1 protein-coding gene is annotated in these 2,508 nt (G+C 71.2%); it reads right to left on the minus strand.

Going from position 1 to position 2,508, the window contains the following annotated elements; translation table 11 throughout:
- Positions 1 to 2,369 (minus strand): Helicase associated domain protein (locus RIF68_RS34135; protein ID WP_309055349.1); only part of this gene is annotated, 2,369 nt, incomplete at its 3' end.
- Positions 2,370 to 2,508: the final 139 nt, after the last annotated feature.

Raw genomic sequence — 2,508 nt, forward strand, 5'->3', positions numbered from 1 at the left:
ACGCGTAGGTGTCCCTCGCGCTCGTAGTACTGCTTGGCCGCGGCGTAGTTCATGGCCCATTTGTCGGCCTGCGAACGGCGCGGCTTGGGCTTCTCGTCCTCGCCTGCGGGTGTGATGCCGAGGATGTATTCGCACAGCCACTGCTGCACGCCGGTGAGCTTGTCCCAGCCGTACCGGACCGAGCGGACCCACCGGCCGAGGTCTTCGCCCTGGTGTACGGCCTTGCCCGGCGACGTGGGCAGCGTGCCGCCGGCCTCAAGGTGCCGGCGGACGAGGTGGAAGGCGCGTTGCCACTCCACGGGCCAGGCCGGGCACCAGGACGGGTCGATGTCCTCCAGCTGCTCGCGCCGCTCGTCCGACAGCGCCCCGGCGACGGAGCCCACGGGCAGGCCCTCGGCGCGCCGCTGCTCGACCTCGGCGGCCTTCCGGGCTGCGGCCCGCTGGTTCTTCAGCCAGATGCCCACCCGGTACCCGTTGTAGGTGGCGTCGGTCGGGGCCAGCAGGTGGCCCGCCTCGGCCGCCCACCCGCGCGCCGCCGCGAGACCTTCCTCCCACGCGACGTCGAAGTGCGACCACACCATGCCCAGCTTCTCCAGCTGCGCGACGCGGTCGGCGTCCATGTCCCCGCGTGCGTGGAACCGCCGGTTGTCGGCGATCCACTGCCCCAGCGGGAAACCGGCGAGCGAGGCCGGCCACCCCTCGATCTCGGACTCCACCGCCTGGTCCTCCCCGCCGGGCACGCGGTACGTGAACGGCACCTTCAGGTCACCGTGGAGCCGCTGGTAGATGACGGCGGCCTCTATCCCGCGCCGCCAGTGGGCGTGCTCGGGGTTGAGGACCCGCAGGTTGATGAACGCGGCCAGCTGCACCGGGTCACGTGGAGTGGAGAACTTCAGCAGTGCCCGGGCCGGCACCGACAGACCACGGTCGCTTCGGTCGCCCCCGGCTTCCTCGCCTTCCGACTCCCCGCTGCGGCTCTGCACGCCCCTCACCCGGCTGGCCGCCTGGGGCTCGGCGAGCTGCTCCACCACCCGGGCATCGTGCGCCCGCAGCGCCTCCAGCAGCTTCGCGAGCCCGCCGAAAGCCCGCGACGTGAGCATGTTGTCCGCCGTCTCGCCTGGTCCCAGCAGGACCGGCACCACGAGTGAGGCGACCTTGCCCTCGCCGGGCCGCATCCGCAGCGCGCGGCCGACGGCCTGGACGAGGTCGGGCATGGAGCCGCGGACGTCGGCGAAGTAGACGGAGTCGCAGTTGCGGGTGTCGACCCCTTCGCCCAGCACCTTCACCGAGCCCAGGAAGCCCTTCTCGACGACCGTGCCGTCCGTGGCGATGCCGGCCGCGAACTCATCGAGAACCCGGCGGCGACGTCCCGGCTTGTGGTCACCGCACAGCCAGTCCGCCCAGATCGCCTTCGGGTACAGCGCGGGATCGGCCGCGTGCAGCTGCGCGCCCACGTTCGGGAGGCCGACCGCGAACGCCTCGGCCTCCTTCACCACATGGTGAAAGACCAGCGTGCGCCGGAACCCTTCCTCCGAGGATGCCTTGAGCAGCGCGGCCTGGAGGGCTGCGAGCCGGGCCCCGCGGACCTCGTCCGAACGCCCCTCCACACCCAGCAGTTGCGCGGCCTGGAGCCGGGTGTCGGTGATGTCCACGCACACCACCTGATACGGCGCACAGATTCCCCGGTCGATCGCCTCCGACAGCGTCAGCGTGTAACAGCGCGCCCCGAACGGCCCGTCCGGATCGTCCTCCATCGACGCGACCAGCTCACCCGGCGCGCCCTGGCCGGCGTCCTCGTCCAGCTGCCACAGCCGCGGCGTAGCCGTCATGTACAGGCGCCGCAGGGCGGGGATGCGGGTGTTGTCGTGGACAACGGCCCACGGCTTGCCCAGCCGTCCCGACGTCCGGTGCGCCTCGTCGACCACGATCAGATCCCACCCGGGGAGGCCGGCGGCGTGTGCGCGCTCGAGTGTGCCGAGGCCGAGGGAGGCGTAGGTGGCGAACACGGTGACCTTGTCGAACGGCCGCACCCAGTCGACCAGCTCACCCACGTCCGTGGTGTTGGGGAAGGCCACGTCCCCGCCCCGCAGGGAGGAGACCCCGACCATCGGACCCGTACGGCCTCCGTCGCGCCACGCAGCCTCAGTCTGCGCGAGCAGATCCAGCGAGGGGACGAGCACCAGCACACGGCCGGCACGCAGCTCCTCGGCGCTCCGTGCGGCGACGAAGGTCTTGCCGGTTCCGGTGGCCATGATCACCTGAGTGCGCAGACCCCGCTCGGGCACAGTGGAACGTGCAGGAAACTCGAGCGACCGGAGTACCGCGTCCACGGCCTCCCGCTGATGAGGACGGAGTTCCTTCACAGCCATTCCTTCGACCCTTTCCAGCGGAAGCAGACGACTGCTCCTGTACGCACCACCTGACCATCCAGGCCGCAGACAAGCAGCGATGGCCTCCACGTCAGCCTGCGCCGAGACAGTGATGGACGCCCTGAACCGAGGCCCGCCC

The organism is Streptomyces sp. (assembly GCF_031178505.1).
Classification (GTDB): domain Bacteria; phylum Actinomycetota; class Actinomycetes; order Streptomycetales; family Streptomycetaceae; genus Streptomyces; species Streptomyces gulbargensis.